Origin of the sequence: Paenibacillus sp. ClWae2A, assembly GCF_032452295.1 — a bacterium.
Lineage (GTDB): Bacteria > Bacillota > Bacilli > Paenibacillales > Paenibacillaceae > Paenibacillus.
Genome location: NZ_JAULSQ010000011.1, coordinates 184,059 through 190,620, shown reverse-complemented (window position 1 = coordinate 190,620; position 6,562 = coordinate 184,059). Strand labels below are relative to the sequence as shown.

At 39.1% G+C, this 6,562-nt stretch carries 5 protein-coding genes; 4 read left to right on the top strand and 1 reads right to left on the bottom strand.

The genetic code is table 11. From position 1 onward, the window contains the following. Positions 1-359 precede the first annotated feature (359 nt). The 4 genes from QVE09_RS25100 (at position 360) to QVE09_RS25085 (ending at position 4,202) form a co-directional block, all read left to right on the top strand. Positions 360-1,805, top strand: coding sequence for a DEAD/DEAH box helicase (locus tag QVE09_RS25100; protein WP_315939015.1), 1,446 nt, complete (start codon positions 360-362; stop codon positions 1,803-1,805). 502 nt (positions 1,806-2,307) lie between these two features. Then, complete coding sequence (locus QVE09_RS25095) at positions 2,308-3,441, top strand: hypothetical protein (RefSeq protein ID WP_315939014.1); 1,134 nt, start codon at positions 2,308-2,310, stop codon at positions 3,439-3,441. A 5-nt stretch (positions 3,442-3,446) separates the two neighbouring features. After that, positions 3,447-3,731, top strand: a complete 285-nt coding sequence (locus QVE09_RS25090) for a hypothetical protein (protein WP_315939013.1) — start codon at positions 3,447-3,449, stop codon at positions 3,729-3,731. 24 nt (positions 3,732-3,755) lie between these two features. Continuing rightward, positions 3,756-4,202, top strand: coding sequence for a hypothetical protein (locus QVE09_RS25085; RefSeq protein ID WP_315939012.1), 447 nt, complete (start codon positions 3,756-3,758; stop codon positions 4,200-4,202). Between the two features lie 830 nt (positions 4,203-5,032). On the opposite strand, the gene QVE09_RS25080 is transcribed toward QVE09_RS25085, so the two are convergent. Beyond that, positions 5,033-6,445, bottom strand: a complete 1,413-nt coding sequence (locus QVE09_RS25080) for a DKNYY domain-containing protein (protein WP_315939011.1) — start codon at positions 6,443-6,445, stop codon at positions 5,033-5,035. Between the last annotated feature and the right edge of the window lie 117 nt (positions 6,446-6,562).

The following is a 6,562-nucleotide window of genomic DNA, read 5'->3' as shown; positions in this document are numbered from 1 at the left end:
ACACATACGAATAGCAACAAACGTTGCTCCCTCAAATCAGAAATCATGAAAACAATTTACACACTTGAAGCATTTACTCCGTTAGCCTGCCTGCATATAGAGTATAATGAACCTTGCATTCATTAACACCAAGCAAACTATGCCGATACATTTCGTTTCACGTGGAACGTTATGATACACATACGAATAGCAACAAACGTTGCTCCCTCAAATCAGAAATCATGAAAACAATTTACACACTTGAAGCATTTACTCCGTTAGCCTGCCTGCATATAGAGTATAATGAAGAGGTATACGATAAATGTACGGTGCAATGCTTGTATGTAGAGTATTCAAAACTAACGCAAAAGAGGTAAACGATGAGCGAGCAACAATTTAAAGATTATGGACTTGGTGAAGAGATCGTAAAAGCACTGGATAGTCTGGGCTATGAGACACCAACCGAGGTTCAAACCAAAGTTATTCCGGTAGCACTGGAGAATCAGGATCTTGTGGTCAAATCACAGACAGGTAGTGGTAAAACAGCCGCCTATGGCATTCCGCTCTGCGAGCTCGTGGATTGGAATGAGAATAAGCCACAGGCTTTGATTCTTACCCCAACCCGGGAATTGGCATTGCAGGTTAACGAAGATATTACGAATATCGGCCGCTTTAAGCGTATTAAAGCAACCGCACTATACGGACAGTCCCCTTTTCATATCCAAAAAGCAGAGTTAAAACAAAGAACCCACGTGGCTGTCGGTACACCAGGTCGGGTACTGGATCATATCGAACGCGGCACGTTGCCACTCGAACGGATTGCCTATCTCGTTATTGACGAGGCGGATGAGATGCTGAATATGGGCTTTATCGAGACGGTACAGTCCATCATTCAGAAACTGCCGCAGGAGCGCGTAACGATGTTGTTCTCCGCTACGTTCCCTGAAGATGTAGCCAAGCTGTCACGCAAATACATGAACAAACCGGTGGAGATCGAGATCAAGGCAAGTGGACTGACAACAGCCACGATTGAACATGCTGTGATTAACGTACCAGAGGTGAATAAAACCGCGTTGCTTCAGGACTTGTTCATTGTGGAAAATCCGGATAGCTGCATTGTATTCTGCCGTACGCAGGAGAATGTGGATAAACTGTTCCGGGTCATGGCTGACCTTGACTACCCAGCAGATCGTATCCATGGTGGTATGGAGCAGGATGAGCGGATCGAAGTGATGAACGCATTCAGACGGGGACAATTCCGTTATCTGATCGCGACGGATGTAGCCGCACGTGGTATTGATATTACCAATATTACTCATGTCATCAACTACGATATTCCTTTGGAAAAAGAGGGATATGTTCACCGCACAGGCCGTACGGGTCGCGCAGGCAAAACAGGTAAAGCCATTACGTTGATCACACCGAAAGATGGCAGACGTCTGGCGGAGATTGAATCCTATATTGGATTCGAAATCCCTGTCGTGAAGGCTCCTTCCGAGGAAGCTGTAGATCGCCGCAGGGAAGATTTTGAAAAACGCTTGAAGATCGTTCCTGAACGTAAAAAGGACAAGCGTGAACAGTTGAACCAACAGATCATGAAGCTGAACTTCAACGGAGGCAAGAAGAAGAAACTTCGCGCCGTTGACTTTGTAGGTACCATCGCCAAGCTTGAAGGAGTTGCTGCAGACGATATCGGGATCATTACCATTCAAGACAATGTAACAGATGTGGAGATTCTGAATGGCAAAGGCCCACTCGTACTGGAGCTTATGCAGAATACAACGATCAAAAAGATGCAACTCAAGGTTCGTAAAGGTCATAAATAGATTGGTGAACTAGGATCGAATAGATGGAAACGACTTTTTAAAATGTACCCATAAGTTGACCTTTTACAAAGCCTCCCTCTTATTGGGTACATTTTAGTATATTTAATTTCAATTATTGGAGTTTCTTCCCTCTTATTATGTGAATCAAACTTGTATTACCTTCCTTAACGCTCTAAATAAGGCAAGCAAGCCTGTTAACATTACGTTATTACAGGGCTGCTTGTGAAACGTCTTTATTGGAATGCATTTGTTGCAATAAAGAATCATTCTATACCTATCGACCGGTACGGTGAACAGTATCACAATTAAGGCATTTTTTTGATAAAGCTTACTATTGACCAAGAAAATATCACATTGTAATCGGAACTAATTTGACGTAGTATCACAAGTAAATCAGCTTTATTGAAAGTGAAAAACAGTTTGGTATAATTTGTGTTAGATATATTGGAATAACTAGTCTACTACCAGTATATTTCACAAATTAGTCTGGGGTGAATAGTAAATGAAAAATGATCATCTGCTACTGATAAATAATGAAAAAAAACAAGTTAAAAAGTTTAAGATGTATAAAAATTCTATAGTCTATAGATTAGATAAACCAATTTTCAATGGATCAGCTATCAAAGATATTATTGGGTTTGTCAATGCCGTCGAAGAAAAATACCATAAAGTAAAACTACCTATTCATTTTGATTTGGGCAATATAAAAATTACTGATAAATTAACGTATATCATATTTGAATGTATCTGTAACTATTTGCTTCAAACATGTAAAAGGAAAGTTACTGTTAGTTTTAGCGCCAAAGAGGAAATCAATACAGAAGGTATAGGGTCATCACCTTTATTATTATTAGGAACGTCTATTAAAGACCCTCTTAAGTTTTCACAAAAGTTTAAAAAAGAGATATATAAGTCACACTATAGAAGAGTTATAGAAACTGAAGAGAATAAGGATCCCTATCTATTGTCAATGATTATGTCTGATTTAGATACTTTCTTAAAAACATTTTCTGTTACTAAACAATATAGAGATGCAATAACAGAAGTAATTATAGAATTAGCAGGAAACGCATTAGAGCATACTAATACGGATTGTCTTATCGATTTAGATGTTACTGAGCCCTATAATAAAAAAGAAACAACCGACACTTTTTACGGTATAAACATTACAATCTTAAACTTCTCACCTAAATTGTTGGGATACTCAATATCAGAAAAAATTAAAAATAAAGAAATGTTAAATGAGAGACATTCAAAATTGTTAGATGCATATACTATTCATAAGCAGGGATTTAATTCATTATATAGTGAGGAGGATTTTTATAATATCGCTTCATTTCAGCATAAAATTTCAGGTAGGTTGAAGAATGAAAGTACAGGTGGAACAGGATTAACTAAATTAATCCACAGACTCGAAGACTATTCAGATGCTTATCACTGTTACGTATTAACTGGTAGAAGAGGTTTATTCTTTGAGCGCGATTTTTTGTCATATAATGAAGAAGGATGGATTGGCTTCAATGCTGAGAAGGATTTTTTAACCAAAAATCCTCAGGAAAAATTATTAATTAACGGTCATATCACTATGCCAGGCACAGCATATAATTTGAATTTTGTTATGAAAAAAGAGGAGTGACACTAATGCATAATCATTTTGAATTGAAATTTGATAAGATGATAACTAAGCTGGCTGGTAACCCACTAGGTAAACAAGTATTTAAGGAACAATTAATGGGAAACGTAAATTACGAATATAATATTACAATAGTAATTCCAGATAGAATTGATACAATAGCATCCTCTTTCATACAGGGTTTTTTTGAGGATATTGTTAAGAATATTGGAATTAGCGGCATTGAAGATAGAGTTTCTATTATTTCTTCGATTCCTGATATAAAGAATCTTATAATACGAAATTTACTTTAAAAATTTAATGAGGGGGAGTATATATTGGATGTAGCAGCATTAGTAATATCTATAGCAGCAATATTCATATCAATAATGGTAGCATTTATACAAGATGAAAGAGAACATAAACTAAACCGAACAAATTTGGAGGCTATTTACTTCAATGAAATCTACAAGGAGTACTTAACAAAACGTTTACCAAATGCAAGGAAATACATACATATCGATCCAAATGGGGTGCTTAAAGATACAGATAAAATAAGAGATGAGTTAAATAATATTAGACAGGATTCCCTCTATTACCTATATAATGATGAAGATTTTTACAATAAATTGAAATTGAAGTCTCAATCTCTGGAGGATTATTTAATCAGAAGCTCGGTTAATCCATTATTAGGCGAAGAACAGACAGAGTTTTATAGCAAACTACAAAACGAACTGAAAGAATTGTATAAAACTATAAACAACAAGTTCTTAGGTATAAAATAGAAGCTCACATAAATCTTACACTTGCAGATTAGCTGAGACATTTTGAGATTTTTGATAAGTAACATCGTACGTTAATTTGTGGGAGGCAACAGGCCTTATACTTATAGGAATCGCCAAAAGCTGCTCTTTTCGTTTTCGCAGTTAGACCGACACGAATAACCGTATCACAAGTAATAGTAAAATGGATATATCAATACAAGATGATGATAATCAATAGAGATCTAAGGCTACTCCTACTGTTTGCTCTGAGGTTAATGTCACAGTAGATATGATCTTAAGTCTGCGCAGCTCTCATCTTCATATCGAGCATTTCTTTTAAGTCTCCATAACCTCCAAATACCAAGCTTAAGTCAACGCCATCAATGAGAACTGTATTTAGACTTACAGATCAATGGAGCTGCTACAGAAAATCTTTAAAAAAACCATCTATAGAAATGAAAATACCCTCTTCCGTATGTCTTTCCGGTTTCCATGAGTATAAATAATCTGATTGAAACCTCCGTTACGTTATCAGCTAAGAATGCAAATAATAATAATTGGATTAATACCTATGTGCCCTGAATACTCCTTACATACACCCGATAGATTAATTATAAGCCCCTTAGAGTTTTACAGTAAACCGAATTCGAGTTCAGACCCAAGCTCAAGATGGGACCTTTAAAGACGGTAGAAGTTGAGATAGATAAGATTCCTTAAAAAATCTACCATGATTTAAGACTAGTTCTGAAATGAGGACTACCACAAATTATAACATGAAGTAAAGTCTTAGATCTTGGCTATATTAGGTACTGAAAACTGGCATTTTTGAACACGCACTCTTACCGCTCAATTCACCTCTTCTTTTTCCGCACTGTACCGCCTTCCACCGTATACCGAAATAATGCATCTTCCGCGCCCCCGATATCATCCGTAACCTGAAACGTCGATGCATCTCCCGACTTATAAACCCCACCCGTCACAAAGCTGAACACCACACGTTCATCTTTGCCCCAATATGGATTCAGCATGACAAATGTACTGCCGCTCACACCCTTTACCGTACGGTTGCCATTGGCATTATACAGACCATTATGATCCATTACCCAACTCTGGGGATCGGCATCAAATAGATGTGTAAAGCTGGCTCGATCGATATGTTTATTCGGTTTACCCCACAAATACACACGATCGGCATCTACTGCCCAGCTTCCGGAAGGTGTTATTAACTCAAACGTTGCAGCATCAGCCCCCTTAATCATCTGAAGCACATCGTCTGGATGACCGAAAGGCTGACTTGTTCGAACAACCTCGCCACGATACACATGTTGCTGATCCTTGGAAAGTCCAAGATGCTCCGTACCTGCAAACACTTCAAACTGCCTAGCATCTGCCTCGTCGACACGGTAACCATTGTAATACACATGTTTGCCATCACGACCGAAGGGTCCACCTAGTGACTGGAACGCATCCGGGTCTGCTCCTTTTACAGTACGCCATTGAAAATAAACACGTTCCCGGTCCCGTGCAAACTGCTCATCCAGCGGTTCAAAGGTAGACCTGTCCACCCCACGAACAAGGTTTAATACGGCTTTTGCTTCTTGACGATACGTACCACCCCATTCGGTTCTATAAAAAATGGACGACGCAGTCTCAACCCAATTCCCTGTGATCTGCTTAGCGCCCTCTGCATTGTGGGCATAATTCGCATGCCACCAGCCAGGTACGTCGGAATGATGTTCTTGCAGCCATGCCTTCACCTCATCCTTGTCCCCATTCGCATAGCGAAGAGAGTTGGACAGATGGAACAGATGGTCCTTGTCGGTGCAATAGTCGTGATGAGCAATCACAGAGTTCGTATCAATATCCTCAAAAAGATGAAAATGCTGACTACTCTTCACATATAAATAACGTTGGTCCTGAGCAAAGTAGGGCGTATCCGGCAACAGCCGGAAGCTGTTCGGATCGGAGTCAGGCACGGCCTGATCTTCCAGATAGACATACTGAGAGTCGCAGCAGTAATCTTCATCGATCACACGGAAAGCTTCCGTATCCTGACTGAACAAACTCGCCTTGTTTTTGCGGGCATTGAACCACCATATTCCCTGATGATCACGGAGATAGGCGAAGGTCAGCCACCCCTTTTGATACGTAGAGATGACTTCAAAATCCTGAGCGGTAATGCCTCCCTTAATCAGAGAGCTGGTTCCATCTTCTTCATTTTGCAATATCACTTGAAGGTCTTCATCTACAATAAACTTGTCCATGATGGTTCCCCCTCCAGATATGTTGTAACAACAAGTCTATCCTCATTTTAACGTGTGTACCTGATCCTCTCTACATCATCGTACATGACATTTAGGAACATTTCCTCTGCTCTCACC

Coding starts and splice junctions, on each gene's coding strand:
- QVE09_RS25090 (WP_315939013.1), top strand. CDS start 3,447: ATGCATAATCATTTTGAATTGAAATTTGATAAGATGATAACTAAGCTG.
- QVE09_RS25100 (WP_315939015.1), top strand. CDS start 360: ATGAGCGAGCAACAATTTAAAGATTATGGACTTGGTGAAGAGATCGTA.
- QVE09_RS25080 (WP_315939011.1), bottom strand. CDS start 6,445: ATGGACAAGTTTATTGTAGATGAAGACCTTCAAGTGATATTGCAAAAT.
- QVE09_RS25095 (WP_315939014.1), top strand. CDS start 2,308: ATGAAAAATGATCATCTGCTACTGATAAATAATGAAAAAAAACAAGTT.